The sequence below is a fragment of the Microbulbifer aestuariivivens genome (assembly GCF_039545115.1).
Lineage (GTDB): Bacteria > Pseudomonadota > Gammaproteobacteria > Pseudomonadales > Cellvibrionaceae > Microbulbifer > Microbulbifer aestuariivivens.
Genome location: NZ_BAABRT010000009.1, coordinates 11,746 through 29,217, shown reverse-complemented (window position 1 = coordinate 29,217; position 17,472 = coordinate 11,746). Strand labels below are relative to the sequence as shown.

Sequence of the window (17,472 nt, the reverse complement as noted above, 5' to 3'; positions counted from 1 at the left end):
GAGGGCGAAAACCCTCAGATGGCGAAGAACTGCTGGATACCCACCAGCACATTGGTGGTGGCGACGGAGGCGAGAATCAGCCCCATCACCCGGCTGACGATGCTGGCGCCGGCATCGCCGATAAAGCGGTAGATCCACTGGGCCGTGAGCAGCAGCGCCAGCACCACCCCCAGTACCGCAAACATGGCCGTGGCGGTGCGGAACTGGTGGATGGGGTCAAAGCGGTAGTTGTCGGTCAGCACCACCGCCGACAGCATTGCCCCCGGCGAGGCGATGGACGGTACCGCCAGCGGAAAGATCGCCGTCTCGTGGCCGCTCTTGACGATCCCCACCTCCTGCTCCGGCTTGCCCTCACCGAAAATCATGCTCAGCGCGAAGAGGAACAGCACCACCCCGCCGGCCACCTGAAACGCCGACAGCGGCACGCCGATGGTTTCCAGCAGGTACTGCCCGACCACGAGGAAAAACAGCAGGATCACCGCCGCCACCATTACCGCCAGCAGGGCGATCTTGCGTTTCTGCCACTCCGCATGGCGCGCGGTCACGGCGATAAACACCGGCAGGGTGCCCACCGGGTCGATCACGGCAAAGAAAAAGACAAACGCGCTGATCCAATCGTTCAAGTGAGGCTCCCGCGCAGCGTGGTACTATCGGATGGTTCCCTTGCCCGCTGCCGCTTAAACAGCAGATACAGCGCAGGGATCTCAAAAGGACCTGAAAACGAAGTCTAGTGCATGACCAATCACTCCCCGACCGCGCGCCGCATCGCCAAGACCATCCTCAATGGCTTCGATGCCTACTTTGCCGATTACCAGAACATCACCCTGGGCGCCAAGGCCCGCTTTGAAACCGCCGCCTGGCAGGCGGTGCACCAGGCCAACAAGGAGCGCATCGACCTCTACAAGACCAAGGTCACGCAGGTTCTCAAGCTGGTGCACAGCGTCACCAGTAAAGACACCACCGATCTGGCGCTGTGGCGCGAGGCCCGCGCCACCTTCGCGCAGCTGATCGCCAACCACAGCAACTACGAAATCGCCGAGACCTTTTTCAACTCGGTGTTCTGCAGCCAGTACCACCACGGCCACATCCACGACAGCAATATTTTCGTCAAATCGTCGCGGGCACCGGACGATAAGCCGCTGCGGGATTACAGCATCTATATCAGCTACAGCGCCCGCGACGGCCTCGAACAGATGATCGAGGACATCCTCAACGACTACGGCTTCTCCGCCCCCTGGGAGAGCCTGCAGCGGGATGTGGGCAACATCTGCCACATTCTTCGCGCGGGGCCGCTGGCGCAGCTGGAAAACGAGAAGCAGTTGCGAGTGGATATGCTGGAGTCAGTGTTTTACCGCAACAAGGCGGCCTACCTGGTGGGACGGATGATGTTCGGCGGACAGGTGATCCCACTGCTGCTGCCGTGCCTGAACAACGGCCGCGGCGGTATCTTCGTCGATGCGGCGCTCTACACCAACGACTCCGCCAGCATCATCTTCAGTTTCACCCGCTCCTATTTCATGGTGGACGCGCCAATCCCGTCGCGTTTCGTGCGCTTCCTGTCCACCATCATGCCGCTCAAGGAACGCTCGGAACTGTATAACTCCATCGGTTTCAACAAGCACGGCAAGACCGAGTTTTACCGCCATATCCTCGCCCACATGAAGGTGAGCAATGACAAGTTCATCATCGCCCCGGGTATCAAGGGCATGGTGATGAGCGTGTTCACGCTGCCCTCCTATCCGGTGGTGTTCAAGATCATCAAGGACAAGTTCGATCGCCCGAAAACCGTGACCGAAGCCATCGTGCGCGAGAAGTACAAGTTTGTATCCCGCTCCGACCGGGTGGGGCGCATGGCGGATACCCAGGAATACACCAACTTTATTTTCTACCGCAATCGCTTCAGCGAAGAGCTGCTGGCGGAGCTGCAGGAGGTGGCGCCCTCCAAGCTGGTGATCGATGACAAGTGGGTGATCGTCAAACACCTGTATGTGGAGCGCCGCATGGAGCCGCTCAACCTCTACCTGCAGCACGCCAGTGACAAGGAAATCGGCGAAGCCATGGAGGAGTACGGCAACGCCATCAAGCAGCTGGCCGCGGCCAATATCTTCCCCGGCGATATGCTGCTGAAGAACTTCGGCGTCACCCGTCACGGCCGGGTGGTGTTTTACGACTACGACGAGCTGTGCCCGCTCACCGACTGCCACTTCCGCAAGATTCCCGAGCCGCAAACCGCAGAGCAGGAGCTGTCCGACCAGCCCTGGTACACCGTGGACGAGGCGGATGTATTCCCGGAGGAATTCCGGCTGTTTTTCTCCGGCAACCCGGTCGCCCGCAAAGCTTTCGAGGACCAGCACAGCGATCTGTACGACTACCGTTACTGGCAGCGGCTGCAGGAACGTATCCGCGCCGGCCATATCGAGAGCGCCTTCCCCTACCGGCGCAAATGGCGCTTCAAGCGCCATGCAGCCCTCAAGGCCAAGGATTGAACGGGTATTGAACGGGGATTAAAGTTGAATCAGGGCCGGTGAATTAGAGGTTGCCAGTTAACGGCTATAGTGAGGGAGAGGGTCTGAGGTAAGGAGAAACCTGTGCGGTTCAGCCGTCTTGCAGCACTTGTCGGGATTCTGGCGCTGGGGCTCACCAGCGGTTGCGGTTATCTGCCCAGTGAGGACACGATCCGCACCGGCGGCAAAAAATCCAGCGCCCACGCCAACATCAGCGTCAAGCCCCACAGCGTGGACTGCGGCACTCCCGCCCGGGGCTTCCGCAAGCTCCCCTTCCGCGAGATTTTCACCTTCAACAACGCCGATGACCCGCCCTTCTCCGAATCCAGCAAACTGCCGGCACAGTTCGATGTCGACGCCTACGTGTGGGGCTTTGAGGCCTGCCGGCGCACCGGCACCTGCGGCGAGGGCGATCAGTACTGGCTGATCGGATCGGGGCCCGGCGGCGACTTCAGCACCTGGGTGGTCACCCCCCAGTACCCGCGCCTGCTGATCCAGTCCAGCTGCAGGAACCAACTGAAGGTCGGTGAGCGCTATCGCTTCTCTTTCAGCCGCGGCAAGCTGGTCGGCTTCAGCCGCTAGGCCCGCTCGCGCCTCCCTCCGGCGTCCGGGCCGGCTGCACCGCACGGCGCTTGAGGTAGCGGTAGATGGCATCCTGGGCGCGGCAGCCCCTGTCGCAGAAAGCGGCGATACGCGTATTGCTCTGGTCCGCATCCAGCACCCGCGCCTTCTGGTCGTCACACCACTGCAGCTCCATGATTTGCTTCACGGTCTGGCGGTGGTGCTGATCCACGATGGGAAACGTCACCTCCACCCGGTGATCCAGGTTGCGGGTCATCAGGTCCGCCGAAGACAGCCAAATCCGCTCGTCACCGCCGTTGTGGAAAATATATACCCGCGCGTGCTCCAGAAACTTGTCCACCAGACTGATCACCTGGATATTTTCCACCGCATCGACCACCAGCGCGCACATGCTGCGCACGATAATGCGCACACGCACGCCCGCGGCGCCCGCGCGATAAAGCCGCTCAATGAGCTCCTCATCCACCAGGTTGTTGCACTTGAAAAACAGTTCCGCCTGCCGCCCCGCCCGCGCGGCCTCAATCTCCCGGTCAATGGCCTCAAGCAGCGCCGCGCGGTTGCTATAGGGGGATACCGCGATTTGCTGATAGTCCGGGCGCAGGTACGGCTGCTGCAGAAACTCAAACACATGGAAGGCATCGCGACCCAGATTCTGGTCGCTGGTGAGCAGGCTGAAATCACAGTAGACCCGCGCGGTGTTTTCATTGAAGTTGCCGGTGCCGAAGTGGCTGTAATAGCGCACCTCGCCCTCTTCCTCGCGCAGAATCGAAATCAGCTTGCAGTGCACCTTCAGGCCCGGAACACCGTAAATCACCTCGACGCCGGCATCCTGCAGCTCGTTGGACCAGTGAATATTGGCCTGCTCATCGAAGCGCGCCTGCAGCTCCACCACCGCCACCACTTTTTTATTGTTGCGCACCGCGTTGACCAGCGCCGCCACCACCCGCGAGTTGCTCGCCACCCGGTAGAGGTTGATACGGATTTCCCGCACCCTGGGGTCGATGGCGGCGGAGATCAGGAAGTTGGTGATGGCGCGAAAGTCGTGGTAGGGGTAGTAGAGCAGCTGATCGCCGGCGCGCAGCTGGTTGAAGATGCTCTCGCTCTCCGGCAGGGTCGGAATCGGCTGCAGCGGCCTGTAGCGGTGCCGGGCGGATTCCGCCGGGAACTGCATGAAATCTTTGGAGTTATGGTAACGGCCGCCGGGGGTGTAGCTGTCGTAGCGGCCCATCTTCAGTTTCTTTTTTACCAGGCCGAGCAGCGCCTCCGGCATGGCGGCGTCATAGGCCATCCGCACCGGGTCGGCCTGCTTGCGCTTTTTCAGGGATTTCGCCACCCGGTCGACGATATTCTGGGTAATCCCCTCGCCCAGTTCCAGTTCGGCATCGCGGCTGATCTTGAACATGTAGGCTTCCGCCTTGTGGATCGGCAGCACATAGCGGAACACTTCCGCCAGACAGGCGCGGATAATATTGTCGAGAACGATATAGACTTTTTCCTGCCGTCCCTCGCGGGGCGGAATCACCACAAAGCGCGGCAGGGTATCGGTGGGAATTTCCAGCGCCGCGAAGCGTTCACGGCCATCTTCAAGCTGCAGATAAATCGCGAAATAAATACTCGCCTCGTTCAACAGCGGCATGGTTTCGCGGTCGTCGATAAAAAACGGCTCCAGTTCCGGCAGCACTTCGTCGTGAAAATAGTTTTCCACAAACTGGCGCTGCCGGCCTGTCAGCTGCGCTTCACTGACCAGATGAATGTGGTGTTTATCGAGATCGCAGAGCAACTGGGCATAGGCGGCGGCGGAGCGTCGCTGCAGGCGCAGCACCCGCTCGTTGATGCAATCGAGCAGCTCGCCAAAAAAGGCTTTCTTTTCCTCGCCCTTGGCAAAGGTTGCCACGCGCCGCACATCCGCCACGCGCACGCGAAAAAATTCATCGAGGTTGCTGGAAAAAATCCCGAGAAAGCGCACCCGCTCGATGATCGGCACCGACTCGTCTTCAACTTCCTGCAGTACGCGCTCGTTGAAAGACAGCCAGCTTAACTCTTTGGGGTACAGGGGCGTAGTATCGGCCATTGATAGACTGCTTAGGCTTGCCATCTTTCTGGTAACCAGCACTGTGCTCGCGGGCACTTTGGGTCTAAATAGTAGGGCATTTTGCTACATTCAGATGAAACTTTCGTGACAAGGTGGAAACAGGTGCAAGACGCAGAGCGTTACGCGGCACTGGATCTCGGTTCGAACAGCTTTCACCTGCTGCTGGCGGAATTTCGCAACCAGCGCATGGTGCGCCTGCACACCGACAAAGCCATGGTGCGCCTGGCCGCCGGCCTCGATGATGAGCGCAACCTGGACCCGGCGGTGGCGGAGCGCGCACTGCAGGCGCTGCGCCGCTTCAGTCCGGTACTGGCCGGCCTGCCCATCGACCATGTGCGGGTGGTGGGCACCAACACCCTGCGGGCCGCGGCCAACGCGGACGGTTTTCTGGAGCGGGCGGAGCGCATTCTCGGGGTGCCCATCGAAACTATCAGCGGCATCGAGGAAGCGAGGCTGATTTTCAGCGGCGTCCTGGCCGCCGCTGATGGGCCGCCGCGTCCGCGCTGCGTGATCGATATCGGCGGCGGCTCGACGGAACTGGTTCGCGGCGAGCATAAACCGCAAAAGCTGGAAAGTCTTTATATGGGCTGCGTGTCCTATGCGCGGCGCTTTTTCCCCGATGGCGCCATTCGCGACAACAACGGCAATCATTTTGAGCGCGCCCACCTTGCCGCCCGCGCGGAGCTGCAGGGACTGCAGCATATGGCGGAGAAGGTCGAGGTGGTGGGCGCATCGGGCACGATCAAATCCGTCGCGCGGGTGCTCAGTGGTGGCGAGCTGGACATCATCGAGCGCGCGGCCATCGACAGTCTGGCGCAGCGGGTCGGCGCAGCCAGGCATATCGACGATCTGGATCTCGCCGGCCTCGAAGAGGAGCGCCGCCCGGTGTTCGCCGCCGGCCTGGCGATACTGCACGCCATTTTCTGTGAGCTGGATATCCGCCAGATGGCCGTGTCCCCCTACGCCATTCGCGAGGGCATCGTCCACGATCTGGCCGGCCGCCTGCACGGCGGTGATCGACGCGCAGATACCGTCGCCGTCCTGATGGAGAGAGGGCAGATCGACGCCGCACAGGCTCACCGCGTCGGCCATTCGGCCGCGGCGCTGCTGCAACAACTGCGCGCAGAGACAGCGCCGGAAATCCGCCAGCGGCTGCGCTGGGCAGCCGACCTGCACGAGATCGGCCTCGCGCTCTCCCACACCAACTTCCGCAAGCTCGGTGCCTATATGGTGGAAAACGCCGATCTGGCGGGTTTCGCCCGCAGTGAACAGGAGCACCTGGCGCACCTGATCCGCAACCAGCGCGGCCACATCAAGCCGCCGCGGGAACACTATGGCTTCCACCCGGACCCCGACCTGCTGCTCAGCCTGCGCCTGGCCTGTATCGCGCACCGGGACTACAGCGACCGCGACATCGACGACTGGGACTTGAGTCGCGACACAACAGGCTTCAGGCTGGCCATTCCGCGAAGCTGGCTGAAGCGCCATCCCGCCATCGAAGAGCTGCTCTACCAGGAACAGGTCTTCTGGCGCGACCAGCCCCAAGCGCTGATACTGCGCGCCCACTAACCTCCCTGACCAGCTGGCAGCGCTTGCGACCCTCTACAATGGAATAATATGAAGCTCACTGAAGTCACATTAAGTCACCACTACGCCGATCTCGGCCCCGCCTTTGGCACGCCGGTGGCGCCCACCTCCTTCCAGCACCCGCGGCTGATTCACGTCAATCCGGGTGTGCTTGAGCAGCTGGGCATCAATGCCGACGAGGTGAACAACCCCGCCTGGGCGGAAATCGGCTGTGGCGCCAGACTGCTGCCCGGCAGCAAACCCTTCGCGATGAAATACACCGGCCACCAGTTCGGCGTCTACAACCCGGACCTGGGGGATGGCCGCGCCCTGCTGCTCGGCGCACTGGACCGCGGCGAGCACAGCTGGGAGCTGCACCTGAAAGGCGCGGGAAAAACCCCCTATTCCCGCTTCGGCGACGGCCGCGCGGTACTGCGCTCCACCATCCGCGAATATCTGGCCGGGGAAGCCCTGCACGGGCTCGGCATCCGCACCACCCGCGCCCTGTGCATCGTCGGCAGCGACGAACCGGTGAGCCGCGAAACAATTGAACCCGGCGCCATGCTGATCCGCGTGGCACAGAGCCATGTCCGCTTCGGGCATTTTGAATATTTCTTTTACACCCGCCAGCTGGAGGCCCTGCAGAAGCTGCTCGGTTATGTCTGTGCGCGCTTCCTGCCACAGGCCGCCACCCTGCCGGTGGCCGAACAGGCGCAGGCACTGCTGCACTTCACCGTCGCCCGCACCGCCGAACTGGTGGCGGCCTGGCAGGCGGTGGGCTTCGCCCACGGCGTGCTGAATACCGACAATATGTCCATCCTCGGCGACACTTTCGACTTCGGCCCCTACGGCTTTCTCGACGATTACGAGCCGCCGTTTATCTGCAACCACTCAGACCATACCGGACGCTACGCCTTCGAGCAGCAGCCCGGCGTCGCTCTGTGGAACCTCAATGCGCTGGCGCATTCACTGTCCGCTTTTGTCGACGCCGACAACCTGCGCGACTGCCTGGAGGAATTCCAACCGCGCCTTGTTGCAGCCTATTCCACACGGATGCGCGCCAAGCTGGGATTGCAGCGCAGTGAAGACAGCGACCAGCAATTGTCTGCCGACCTGCTGCAACTGCTGGCGGATGCCCGCGCCGACTACACCCTGTTCTTCCGCGCCCTGGCCCACTACCGAGGCGAGCGCCCGGCCGCCGCCCTGCAGGACCTGCTGCCACCTGCGCACCACGATGCCCTGCAGGCGTGGCTGCACCACTACGATCAGCGCCTGGCGCGCGACGGCGGCGACTCCCGCAGCCGCAACCGCGGCATGCTGGCCGCCAACCCCAAGTTTGTGCTGCGCAATTATCTCGCCCAGCGGGTCATCGAAGCCGCCGAAAAAGGGGACTACGAACCGCTGCGCACGCTGTTCACCCTGCTGCAGACACCCTGCGACGAACACCCGGAGCACGAGACCTGGGCGGCGGCGCCACCGGAGTCCGGCAAACATATGCCTATCAGCTGCTCTTCCTAGGCAAACCCGCAGCCGATAAAACAATACCCGCACACTGCTCCCTCTGTGGCCAGACCTGAGTCTCTGCAAGGGAGAGGATGGGCGGGCGAGTCGTGAGTCGCGGCAATCACAACGGCAATCCAGTGGTTGCCCGCCTGCAACGGACACGGGAAAACAACGCAGCAGGCGTCAGTGACTAGACTGAAGCGAGACACCTTTCACAATGACAGACTTCATGTAAAACTCTGGTCACAAACCCTCAAGAGGCAAGCACAATGATGAGAAAAATACTGCTGACAGCCTGTGGTCTGCTGTTCGCGCTGCAGGCAGGTGCCGCTGACATACTCGGCAAATGGCGCACCATCGACGATGAAACCGGTCAACCCAAGTCCATCGTGGAAATCTACGAGAAGGACGGCAAATATTACGGGCGCGTCGTTGACCTGCTGATGAAGCCCGACGACAGCGTGTGCGACAAGTGCCCCGGTGCCCGCCAAGGCCAGCGCGTAGTGGGCATGGATGTGATCACCGGCATGGTAAAGGATGGGGACGTGTACGAAGGCGGTGAGATTCTCGACCCGAACAACGGCAAGGTCTATGACTGCAAATTGTGGCTTGAAGGCAAGGACCGCCTGATGGTGCGCGGCTATTTAGGCTTTTTCTACCGCACCCAGACCTGGTATCGGGACAACTGAGCCTGAACTCTACTCGCCGGTAACCCGCAGTAATTTACCGATAGTTAAGGCGGCCACCTCAGGCCGCCGATGCCCCCGAAGTTTACCAGCCCGCCTTGATTTCACTTTTTCCCACAGCATTCAGCGCCCCGCACCCAGCGCCTCAATATACCGCCGCATATTACCCAACGGTTTACTTCCTCCGCTGCCAAGCCAGCTTCCCCGCAGAACACGCGGGCACAACCGGTGCGGCTGCCGCTATGGTTGAGCTGCGGACACAAGATCGCTCTTTTTAAAGCGGGGCAAGCGATTTGAACAGCAGATACACACAGAGAGTGATCCCTAATACATAGGTGCTCAATGCGCCGACGAATCGCAGCGGGTATGGCTGCGCAATGGTGGGCGAGAGAATCATGCCGGCAAAATGCAGGTATCGAGCCACAACCAGCAGAGCCATCACCCACAATAGCCATGTGGCCGTGCTGACCTGGGCGACCACAACGATCAGCACGGCAATAAATGGCGCATATTCCACCGCATTCGCATGTGCACGCACAGCCTTATGCAGCCGGTTCGACGGATCTTCCGGGTACCCTTCCACCCGTTTTTCTTTATCCCTGCACAGAGAAACATAGAAGCCTCCGGCAAACACCAGAAGCCCCAGACACGCTATGCATAGCGCAGCAAAGTTCATATCACCCCCTCAATTATTGGGATCAGAGAAAAAATCGGTACGCGGCCAACCCTCGCCCCAGGCTTTACCACTGCGGGATATTCCCGAATACAATTCAGTGTGGAGTCAGGGAATGGAGTGCTTCGAGTTCGCCGACAACCAGATGACTTACAGGCACTATCCACATAAATCCGGAGAAACTTGAAGTTAGAGTGTGGATATTTACCAAGAACTCAATTCTAATTATTTAATCCGCACACCCTAATCCTGCACTTGCGTTTTCCCAACGTCTTTGTGCACATCTTTGTATGCCAGCATATCTAGCAGTCGCTCTTCACGCTCCGGGGTAAAACCACAGCTTCCGGTCCAATCTTTTGGATTTTCATACGTACCAAAGAGCATATCCCACCAGACAATATCCCCGTAATTATTCTTATGCCTACTAAATTGATGGTGAATTCTATGCATTTCCGGACGTTGAAAAACATACCCAATCCACCGTGGAGTTTTCACATTGGTATGGTAAAAGAACTCTCCAACTGCAGTACAAAATGTATAAAACGCACCCGCCTCTATACTTAAACCGAGAATTGTATACACCAACACACTGCCGATGATCGAATTGGCGATCATTTCGCCAGGATGTTTATAGAATGAAGTTATTACTTCAAGCCTCTGCGGGCTATGGTGTATCTGATGAAAAGCTACCCATAAGAAATCAAATTCATGACGCCACCTATGCCACCAATAAAAAATAAAGGTTGCTATAAAGTAAGCGACAAACCCACCTAAAGCGGGACTGACATAATATGACAGATTAAATATCGACCAAGAGGATAACCAAACCTCCCAGGTCACACCAGCCAGCATCACAATCCCCAATTGAACAGCATTAACGGCCAACACTCTAACTGGCCAAGTCTTTACTTCTGGCAGCTGCCACCCAGCAAATATTCGCTCAAGAATAAAACAAAAAATAAATATTCCCAATATGACTTCCAGCATTACAAACCCTTATGATGTATCGGATCATTTATTAAAATAGATGGCGGCAGATACCATATTTGCACTAAATATAACTCCATACGATACTCGCTTTCACGCTTGCAAAATTTTAATCCGCCCTCAACTATTGGGACCAGAGTAGAAATTGATAACCGAGCCACTCTTAACACACCCCAGACTTTACTCCTGTGAAGGTGCTGCCGCATTGTATCCAGCACGGCATATTCGATTGGAGCGCAATGCTGACTGATTACTTATGGAGACTTATTTGTCACTTAAAAAGCGACAGAGTAGAGGCTAGGTTAAAAAATTCGGAACCGACTCGAAACTTATGGAAATGATTGCAGTTCAGCGGCCACAAGATGCATCAGCCTTAAAAATCCCTTGCGACCGCCTCACTCCTACAGATGGCTAGACTTACGTCCACTCACTGATTTTATTGCCGTCACTATCCGTGAAAGAGCCGATAATGATCATGATAAAATCAATCAAAGCCCAGATCCCCAAACCCCCTAAAGTAATTATTTGGAGTATTCCCGTACCAACTTTGCCTGCATAAAACCGGTGGGCACCAAACATACCCAGGAAGAAGCACAGCAGGAAAACTGGCAATATTTTTTTGGTCGGTTCATTACTCATTTTATTATCCTTATTAGTGCCGCATTAAAGCTAACTGGATCAACCGCGACTTCTGAGATCCGGCCCTATTTAAACACGAGATATTCTAAAAATTAAAGTGCACGAGTGAAAAGACTAGGAGTGACGATAAAGAAGGAGAGAGAAACCATGGCTGACGTAGAATATTGCGCCAAAACTTTACTCTGACCCTAATTATCTTATCTTCTTAGTGTTGTTTTACTTTGGTATTGGACACCTCGTCTGTTTGACGTTGGTGAGCGCCAAAGCGGGAGAGGATCATAACGAGGATGTATTTACTTAACAGTTGCGAACTTACCATCACGCCAATACTTTACGTCCAAATGGATGCGTGAAACCTCTTCTTTAATAGAGACTTTACTGGCAGCCATTTGATATTTAAAGCTAACATCAGGCGTTAATGATTTGATAGACGTCCACTTGGGAAGCTCATCGGAGTACATCTCATATAGATTTCTAGCCACATCACCATCGAGTGGCACCTCTAGCCACTCCTCCACATGTTTAATTTCTAACCAACCTCTTAAATAGTGATTGTATAAGCAGTCCCGCAAGAAGATGTTTAATGCCTTTCGGGCAGCACCCCAATTACCTTTTGCTCCATTGGGAAACTTATTAGCCAACGCTTTCGTGTGTCGATTCAGAAATCTCTGAAAGTCTACTTCTGAAGACACATCCCCTAATGCCTTCAGGTTCATTTTTTGCAGATATACTCTTGCAACGTCAATAACGCCAGAAGCGCCTTGATTACGCAAAGTCGAACGCCCGATAGCAAGATAGCCTGTTCTTTCTTGTAGTAATTTCAGATATTTATTATTCACGATAAACAACCAATAGTTATATTTATAAGCCATTCACACTTGTTCCCCTGCGTCCTTTATCTCTGAAATCTCCACTTCGATCAAGCTGCATCCTCTCTTCAAATCAATCGATTAAGAGGAAATCGATTGATTTCGATTAGAGCGCGCTAACTGACAGCTAGTGAATACGCTGTTTATTTTCACCCGGATAAGAAAAACCCCGCATGATGCGGGGTTTGGGAGCTTGTTTCGATAGCGTCGCACGGGCTAAGCCGGTCGGCGCAAGGTTGTTTGCCTGCGGCTCAGCCGTCAGTCGGTATACGTCCCAGGTCGCCTTCCATTTCTGAGGCGAGGAAGGCCATTACCACCCAGGCGGCGACGTTCTGCTTGAGAATTTCCGGGTCCACTTTGTCCAGGGTGTCATTGGGCGTGTGGTGGTAGTCAAAGTAGTCGGTGCCGTCCTGATAGAGTCCGAAGGCGGGCACACCGCGGGCCACGAATACGCTGCTGTCCGGGCCACCGCTGGACTGGTTGTTGCCGCGCTCGATGCCGAGCGGGGCCAAAACCTGCATCATCTGATCGGCGATATCGAATCTGGTTTCCGGCAGGCGGGTGTCGAAGCGCCAGATCTTGCCGGCACCGAAATCGGATTCGGATACGGCGATGATATTATCCAGCTCGCCCTTGTGAGCCTCGACATATTGCTTAGCGCCCACCAGACCGATCTCTTCGGCACCGTAGAGAATCACCCGCAGGGTACGCCGCGGACGCTGCGGCAGCTCGGCGATCATGCGCGCGGCTGCCATCACAATGGCCACACCGGCGCCGTCATCCAGTGCGCCGGTGCCTTCATCCCAGGAATCCAGGTGGGCGCCGATGATCATCACTTCTTCGGGGTTTTCGCGGCCGGTAATTTCTCCAATCACATTAAATGACGGGCCGTCTTCCAGGTGCTGGTTGTGCACGTCGAGGTTCACCACCACCGGGTGACCGCGCCGCAGCATGGCTTGCAGCTGGTTGGCGTCCGGGGCGGAGAGCGCGAGGGCGGGTACCGGCTGTTCGACGCCGTCGATGGACATCATGCCGGTATGGGCAAAACGGTCCGAATCTGTGCCCACCGAGCGAATCATCAGGGCCACGGCCCCTTTCTCGGCGGCGGCGCGCATACCCTGGCTGCGCCCGCCCACAGCGGGTCCGTAACCTTCACCGGTACGGGTGCGCTCCATGCGCTTGTTGATAAAGGCGATTTTGCCGCGCACCTTGGCCGCGGGCGCTTCGATCAGTTCCTGCACATCGGCGAATTCCACGATCTGCGCGGTCAGCCCCTCCTCCGGGGTGCCAACGCTGTAACCCAGTGAGGTGACGATAAGCGGCTGCGGGTAAGGCGTTACCACACGGGCATGGGCGTGGCCACGATGCCAGCGCGGCACTTCGATCTGCTCGGTGTAGACGCGGTCAAAGCCCAGCGCCTGCATTTTTTCCTGCGCCCAGGCCACGGCCCGGCGGTCGCCCGCAGAACCCGCCGGGCGGGGACCCACCTCTACGGTGAGAGACTCGACGATGCTATAGGCATCGGAGAATTCAAGGGCGCGGTCGCGCAGCACTTCGGCCACGGACAGGTCTTCACGGGACAGGGGTTTGGCGGCTGCGGTCGTGACCGCAAGCGTGGCGAGGAATCCGCTGGCCAGGACCAGCAGGGGGCTGAGTTTCATGGCGATACCTTTACCTTTTGGCTCAAGCAGTCTCAAGCAGTTACAACAATTCTTTTTCTTGGGCGATCAATGCGAGCAGCTGACGGCGCTGCTCGCGCAGCCTTTCGATACCGGCCTCGGTAAACAGAAAGGGCTGCCCGCCGCTGTACTCTTCCTCTTCGATGGCGAGGCATTCCAGCCTCAGCGCTTCCAGCTCGGGGTCATGGCGCATGGGGTAACCCACCAGTACGCGCCACTCGTTGTCGTCGGCCTGACCGGCAATCACATCTTCAAGACCCTTGAGAAAGTCGCGGCGCCCCATGCGAAAACGCGGGGTGCGCATCTGCATCAGCGCCCAGACTATCAGGGCGAAAGTGAGGAACGAAAGAATGATCGTCAGCAGGATGGTCATCCGCTCAGCTCTCCAGCAGCAATTTGATGGCGATGGCCACGGTGGCAGCCAGGATCACCGGGCGCACCAGCGCTGCGCCGCGCGCAATCACCATATTGGAGCCAAGCCGCGCGCCGATCGCCTGTGCTCCACCCATGCAGAGCGCCAAGCCCAGCAGCAGATGGCCACCGGCGATAAAAATCACCGTGGAGGTGAAATTGGTGGCCAGTACCAGCGGCTTGGTGTGGGCGGTCGCCCGGCGTATGTTGTAGCCCAGCAGCGCGGCGAAGGCCAGCGCGCAGAACGAGCCCATGCCGGGCCCGAAGAAACCGCCATAGAAACCGGCGCCGCCACCCACCAATAAATTAAAAAACCCATTGGACATGCGCGGCTTGTTATCCACATCGGCGATGCGCGGCGAAACGGCAAAGTAGATGGCAATGGCGATCAACAGCACCGGCAACAGCTTCTGGAGCTGTTCGCCTCCCAGCCGGGTCACGGTCCAGGTTCCCAGCGCGGCACCGGCCACCGCCGCCAGCAAGCCGGGCCACAGCGGGCGAAAGTCCAGGTGACCGGAGCGAAAATAATTGTGGGTGGAAGTCAGGGTGCCGAATACGCTCTGGAACTTGTTGGTTCCCAATGCGTCCAGCGGCGGCACCCCGGCCCAGAGCAGGGCCGGCAGGGTGATGATACCGCCGGCGCCGGCAATGGAGCTGATGAAGCCGGCCGCGAAGGCCACTGCCGTGAGCAGCAGATAGGTGAGCGGGGTGAGTTCGCCAAGCTCCGGCACGTTTATTCGGCCGCGCTTGCTTCCGGCTCTTCGAGCAAATGCCCCTGGTTTTCCGGCCTGCGCCCTTTGTATTGGCTGAAGCGCCGCTGGATCTCGCGCATATCCGTGTCGAGGTCACCGGTGGGGTGATAGAGGGAATCCACCACCATACGCTTGTTGGCGAAGTCCCAGGCAATCAACAGCACCGGCACCTTGGCCGCGTAGGCAATGCGCAGGAAGCCGCTCTTCCACTTCGAGTTTTTCTTGCGGGTGCCTTCCGGGGTAATGGCCATCCAGATTTTTTCCCGCGAGCGGTAGGCGCGGGCCATTTGCTGGGCCAGGCCGCGGGGGGATGAACGGTCGGTGGGCAGCCCGCCAAACCACATGAAAAGGCGCTTGAACGGGAAGAAAAAGGCCTCTCTTTTCATCATGAAGGAAACCTTCACCCGCAATGCCATAATCACCGGCATGGCGACAATAAAGTCCCAGTTGGAGGTGTGCGGAGCCAGCGCCACCATGAGCTTTTTCTCAGCCGGAAGTTCGCCCTCGAAACGCCAGCCCAACAGTTTCAGTGCCAGCACCCCGATGGCACTGGTAATGCGATTGCCGATGCGGGGCACTTCTGCTGGCAACTGTTTTGGAATGGTGCTCATTTTATTCTTCTCGCGAATGACGACCCGCTAGGCGGCTTTCTGCTTCCAGATAACATACTCAAAGTCTCTGCTATCGATTGGCGGCGACCCCGGCGATCGCCGCGTAAAAAACCTAAACGCTGATCAGTGCTCGCGGGTGGCGTAGAAGCGGATATCCGGATTGCGCTCCTCCGCCAGCGAGAGGTTGACCCGCGTTGGTGCCAGATAGGTGAGGTGCCCGGAGCCGTCCAGGGCCAGGTTGGCGCTGTTCTTGCGCCTGAACTGGTCCAGCTCTTTGGCGTTTTCACTGTCGACCCAGCGGGCGGTATTCACGTTCACGCTTTCGTAAACGGCTTCCACCTTGTACTCATCTTTGAGGCGGTAGGCCACCACTTCAAACTGCAACACCCCCACCGCGCCAACGATGATGTCGTTGTTGTCCAGCGGGAAGAATACCTGGGTGGAACCCTCCTCGGACAACTGCTGCAAACCTTTCTGCAGCTGCTTCAGCTTCAAGGGGTCTTTCAGGCGAATACGGCGGAAAAGTTCCGGGGCAAAGTTGGGGATGCCGGTGAACTTGAGGCTTTCGCCCTCGGTGAAGGCATCGCCAATCTGGATGGTGCCGTGATTGTGCAGACCGATGATATCGCCGGCGATAGCCTCCTCCACGTGGGTGCGGTCACCGGCCATAAAGGTTACCGCATCGGCGATTTTCACATCCTTGCCGATCCGCACATGTTTCATTTTCATGCCGCGGTGGTAGGTGCCGGAACACACGCGCATAAAGGCGATGCGGTCGCGGTGCTTGGGGTCCATGTTCGCCTGGATCTTGAACACGAAACCGCTGAATTTTTCCTCGGCGGGCTGCACGGTGCGCTCCTGGGTTTCGCGCGGCTGCGGGCCCGGCGCCCACTCGACAAAACCATCCAGCATTTCGCGCACACCAAAGTTGCCGAGCGCGGTGCCAAAAAATACCGGCGTGAGCTTGCCGGCCAGGTAGGCTTGCAGGTCGAACTCATGGGTGGCGCCGCGCACCAGCTCGATCTCTTCGCGAATATCCTCGGCATCGTCGCCCAGCAGCGCGCTGGCCTCTGCGGAGTCCAGCCCTTGAATCTGAATATCGTCGGGGATGGTGTGGCCCTGGCCCTGTTTGAACACGTGAATGGTGTCGGTGTACAGGTTGTAGACGCCCTTGAAGTGCTGCCCGGAGCCCAGCGGCCAGTTGATCGGCGCGGCCTGGATATTCAGCACTTCCTCGATCTCATCCATCACCTCGATGGGGTCGCGGATATCGCGGTCGAGCTTGTTGATAAACGACAGGATCGGCGTGGTGCGCAGGCGGCACACGTTCATCAGTTTGATGGTGCGATCCTCGACGCCCTTGGCGCCATCGATCACCATCAGCGCGGAGTCCACCGCAGTCAACACCCGGTAGGTATCCTCGGAGAAGTCCTCGTGACCGGGAGTATCCAGCAGGTTGACCACGCGCTGCTTATACGGGAACTGCATCACCGAGGAGGTCACGGAGATACCCCGCTCCTGCTCCATGGTCATCCAGTCGGAGCGGGCGTGGGGGCCCTTCTTGCCCTTGACGGAACCGGCCAGCTGGATGGCGTTCCCGAACAACAGCAGCTTCTCGGTCACGGTGGTTTTACCGGCGTCCGGGTGGGAAATAATGGCGAAGGTACGGCGGCCGCCAATACCCGCCAGGGAGGAGCTATGGCCCATAATCTTTAAATTCGGTAACTCGGCAGATCTGCACAAAAAACAAGCCGGGCATTATACACGCCGGCGGGCTCCGCTGGGGCTGTTAGACTGCGGTTTTGGCCATCCATTCCGCCGCTAAAGCGGCGGTCTCGATGAGCCTGTTGCCACCGGCAAGCCAAAGTTGGAAGCGAAAACTGAACTCTCAACACGACAACTCTCAATACGACAAAGA

At 58.3% G+C, this 17,472-nt stretch carries 16 protein-coding genes; 5 read left to right on the top strand and 11 right to left on the bottom strand.

Features of this window, described 5'->3' with window-relative positions; translation table 11 throughout:
* Window positions 1-14 precede the first annotated feature (14 nt).
* Window positions 15-623, bottom strand: a complete 609-nt coding sequence (locus ABEA58_RS06960; protein WP_345550074.1) for a MarC family protein — start codon at window positions 621-623, stop codon at window positions 15-17.
* A gap of 111 nt (window positions 624-734) precedes the next feature.
* Here ABEA58_RS06960 and aceK point away from each other — a divergent pair, with 111 nt between their 5' ends.
* Window positions 735-2,486: a bifunctional isocitrate dehydrogenase kinase/phosphatase gene (aceK, locus tag ABEA58_RS06955; protein WP_345550072.1), complete on the top strand. Its 1,752-nt coding sequence runs from the start codon at window positions 735-737 to the stop codon at window positions 2,484-2,486.
* 102 nt (window positions 2,487-2,588) lie between these two features.
* Window positions 2,589-3,086: a hypothetical protein gene (locus ABEA58_RS06950; RefSeq protein ID WP_345550071.1), complete on the top strand. Its 498-nt coding sequence runs from the start codon at window positions 2,589-2,591 to the stop codon at window positions 3,084-3,086.
* Here the strand turns inward: ABEA58_RS06950 and ppk1 are convergent.
* On the bottom strand, window positions 3,076-5,157 hold the full coding sequence (gene ppk1 / locus ABEA58_RS06945) for a polyphosphate kinase 1 (protein ID WP_345550069.1): 2,082 nt from the start codon (window positions 5,155-5,157) through the stop codon (window positions 3,076-3,078). The two genes, ABEA58_RS06950 and ppk1, sit on opposite strands and share 11 nt — an antisense overlap.
* A gap of 123 nt (window positions 5,158-5,280) precedes the next feature.
* On the opposite strand from ppk1, the gene ABEA58_RS06940 reads away from it, so the two are divergent.
* The 3 genes from ABEA58_RS06940 (at window position 5,281) to ABEA58_RS06930 (ending at window position 8,936) form a co-directional block, all read left to right on the top strand.
* Window positions 5,281-6,747 (top strand): Ppx/GppA phosphatase family protein, encoded by a 1,467-nt coding sequence (locus tag ABEA58_RS06940; RefSeq protein ID WP_345550067.1) that lies wholly within the window; start codon window positions 5,281-5,283, stop codon window positions 6,745-6,747.
* Between the two features lie 48 nt (window positions 6,748-6,795).
* The gene (locus tag ABEA58_RS06935; RefSeq protein ID WP_345550066.1) at window positions 6,796-8,262 is read left to right on the top strand and encodes a protein adenylyltransferase SelO; all 1,467 of its coding nucleotides are present in this window, start codon (window positions 6,796-6,798) and stop codon (window positions 8,260-8,262) included.
* A 254-nt stretch (window positions 8,263-8,516) separates the two neighbouring features.
* Entirely contained in the window at window positions 8,517-8,936 is a 420-nt protein-coding gene (locus ABEA58_RS06930; RefSeq protein ID WP_345550065.1) for a DUF2147 domain-containing protein, read from the top strand.
* 271 nt (window positions 8,937-9,207) lie between these two features.
* On the opposite strand, the gene ABEA58_RS06925 is transcribed toward ABEA58_RS06930, so the two are convergent.
* The 9 genes from ABEA58_RS06925 to ABEA58_RS06885 form a co-directional block, all read right to left on the bottom strand.
* Window positions 9,208-9,609, bottom strand: a complete 402-nt coding sequence (locus ABEA58_RS06925; protein WP_345550063.1) for an MAPEG family protein — start codon at window positions 9,607-9,609, stop codon at window positions 9,208-9,210.
* A gap of 240 nt (window positions 9,610-9,849) precedes the next feature.
* Complete coding sequence (locus ABEA58_RS06920; protein ID WP_345550061.1) at window positions 9,850-10,593, bottom strand: sterol desaturase family protein; 744 nt, start codon at window positions 10,591-10,593, stop codon at window positions 9,850-9,852.
* 417 nt (window positions 10,594-11,010) lie between these two features.
* The gene (locus ABEA58_RS06915) at window positions 11,011-11,232 is read right to left on the bottom strand and encodes a TM2 domain-containing protein (RefSeq protein WP_345550060.1); all 222 of its coding nucleotides are present in this window, start codon (window positions 11,230-11,232) and stop codon (window positions 11,011-11,013) included.
* A 293-nt stretch (window positions 11,233-11,525) separates the two neighbouring features.
* Window positions 11,526-12,104: a hypothetical protein gene (locus ABEA58_RS06910; protein ID WP_345550058.1), complete on the bottom strand. Its 579-nt coding sequence runs from the start codon at window positions 12,102-12,104 to the stop codon at window positions 11,526-11,528.
* Between the two features lie 248 nt (window positions 12,105-12,352).
* Window positions 12,353-13,762 carry a M20/M25/M40 family metallo-hydrolase gene (locus tag ABEA58_RS06905; protein ID WP_345550056.1) on the bottom strand — a complete coding sequence of 470 codons (1,410 nt, stop codon included), beginning with the start codon at window positions 13,760-13,762 and terminating at the stop codon, window positions 12,353-12,355.
* A 40-nt stretch (window positions 13,763-13,802) separates the two neighbouring features.
* The gene (locus ABEA58_RS06900; protein ID WP_345550055.1) at window positions 13,803-14,153 is read right to left on the bottom strand and encodes a hypothetical protein; all 351 of its coding nucleotides are present in this window, start codon (window positions 14,151-14,153) and stop codon (window positions 13,803-13,805) included.
* Between the two features lie 4 nt (window positions 14,154-14,157).
* A complete protein-coding gene (locus tag ABEA58_RS06895) occupies window positions 14,158-14,922 on the bottom strand; it encodes a TSUP family transporter (RefSeq protein WP_345550054.1) in 765 nt (254 codons plus the stop codon).
* A 2-nt stretch (window positions 14,923-14,924) separates the two neighbouring features.
* Window positions 14,925-15,554, bottom strand: a complete 630-nt coding sequence (locus ABEA58_RS06890; RefSeq protein WP_345550052.1) for a lysophospholipid acyltransferase family protein — start codon at window positions 15,552-15,554, stop codon at window positions 14,925-14,927.
* 123 nt (window positions 15,555-15,677) lie between these two features.
* Window positions 15,678-17,261, bottom strand: a complete 1,584-nt coding sequence (locus tag ABEA58_RS06885) for a peptide chain release factor 3 (RefSeq protein ID WP_345550050.1) — start codon at window positions 17,259-17,261, stop codon at window positions 15,678-15,680.
* Between the last annotated feature and the right edge of the window lie 211 nt (window positions 17,262-17,472).